The organism is Nocardia sp. NPDC001965 (assembly GCF_053594175.1).
On record NZ_JBSFDZ010000093.1, the window covers coordinates 1 to 1,937 of the forward strand.

1 protein-coding gene is annotated in these 1,937 nt (G+C 67.0%); it reads left to right on the forward strand.

Annotation, left to right across the window (positions count from 1 at the left end; all coding sequences use genetic code 11):
• Positions 1–1,937 (forward strand): condensation domain-containing protein (locus tag ACWCPQ_RS34995; RefSeq protein ID WP_449907458.1); only part of this gene is annotated, 1,937 nt, incomplete at both ends.

Here is a 1,937-nt window from a genome sequence, read left to right on the forward strand (position 1 = left end):
GGGGAGATCGAGGCGGCGTTGCTGGCGTTGCCGGGGGTGGCGCAGGCCGCGGTGTTGGCGAAATCGGATCCGCGGACCGGGGACCGGTTGGTCGGATACGTGGTGCCGGGCGGGGAGTCCGGTCTCGATACCGGTGCGGTCCAGGCGGAACTGTCGCGGCGGTTGCCGTCGTACATGGTGCCGTCGGTATTCGTGGAGCTCGACGCGCTGCCGTTGAATGTCAACGGGAAGCTCGACCGGAAAGCACTGCCGGAACCTGTGTTCGAGGCCCGGGAGTTCCGGGCGCCGTCGACGCCGATCGAGGAGATCGTGGCGGGTGTCTACGCCGAGGTGCTCGGTGTGGACCGGATCGGCGCGGACGACGATTTCTTCGCCCTCGGTGGTAATTCGCTGGTCGCGACGCAGGTGGCGGCGCGGCTGGGTAAGGCGTTGAACACCACGGTGCCGGTGCGGGCGCTGTTCGAGGCTCCCACGGTGGCCGGTCTGGCTGTCCGGGTGGAGCAGCACGCCGGGTCCGGCGGGCGTAAAGCATTGGTGGCGCAGGCACGTCCGGAGTTCGTGCCGTTGTCGCTGGCGCAGCAGCGGATGTGGTTCCTGAATCGGTTCGATCCGGATTCGGTCGCCTACAACTTCCCGCTGGCGATCCGGTTGTCGGGGGATCTCGATGTGGACGCGCTGCGGCAGGCGGTCACCGATGTACTGGAACGCCACGAAACCCTCCGGACTCGCTACCCGATGGGACCGGACGGCGCGCCATATCAGGAGGTTCTGCCGGCCGCCGAAGCGATCGCCGGTGGGCTCGCGGTCGCGGCCACCGATGATGTACCGGCGCGCATCAGCGAGCTGATGTCGGCCGGTTTCGATGTGACGGCCGAGGTGCCGCTGCGGGTGGCGCTGTTCGAGGTGGACGGCGCGGCCGGTGAATTCGTGCTGGCGATGGTGATCCATCACATCGCCGGGGACGGATCCTCAGTGGGCCCGTTGACCCGGGACGTGATGACGGCCTACGCGGCACGTGCGGCCGGCGACGCCCCGGGCTGGGCGCCGTTGCCGGTCCAGTACGCGGATTACAGCATCTGGCAGCGTCAACTGCTCGGCGACGAAGCGGACGCGGAGTCGCTGGCGGCGCAGCAGGTCGGTTACTGGAAGTCGGCGCTGGCGGGTGTGCCCGACCAGTTGGATCTGCCGATGGATCGGCCGCGTCCGGCGGTGCAGTCCTTCGCGGGTAGCCGGGTGCCGGTCACCATCGATGCCGATGTGCACAGTGGTTTGCAGCGGGTCGCCCAGGAGCAGGGCGCGACGTTGTTCATGGTGGTGCATTCGGCGCTGGCGGTGCTGTTGTCGCGTCTTTCGGGTACCGACGACATCACCATCGGTACGCCGGTGGCGGGTCGTGGTGAGGCTGCGCTCGATGATCTGATCGGTATGTTCGTGAACACGTTGGTGTTCCGGACGCAGCTGGATCGTGGGGAGTCGTTCGCGGATCTGCTGGGCCGCCAGCGGGAGACCGATATCGCGGCGTTCGCGCATGCGGATGTGCCGTTCGAGCGTTTGGTGGAGGTGCTGAACCCGGCGCGGTCCACGGCGCGGCATCCGCTGTTCCAGGTGGGACTGACTTTCCAGAACCTGGCTGCTTCCGTACTGGAACTGCCGGGTCTGACGGTGTCGGGGGTGGAGTTCGATTCCGCGATCTCGCAGTTCGATCTGAATCTGATCCTGGGTGACGCCTATGACGAATCGGGTGTGCCGCAGGGTGTTTCGGGTTATCTGACCTATGCGACGGCGTTGTTCGATCACGCCACGGTCGAGGGTTTCGCGGATCGGTTCGCGCGGTTGTTGCGTGAGATCGTGGCTGCGCCGGAGACCGCTGTCGGTGATCTGGAGATCCTGGCGCCGGCCGAGCGTACGCAGGTGCTCGCCGAACGCAATGCCACCGA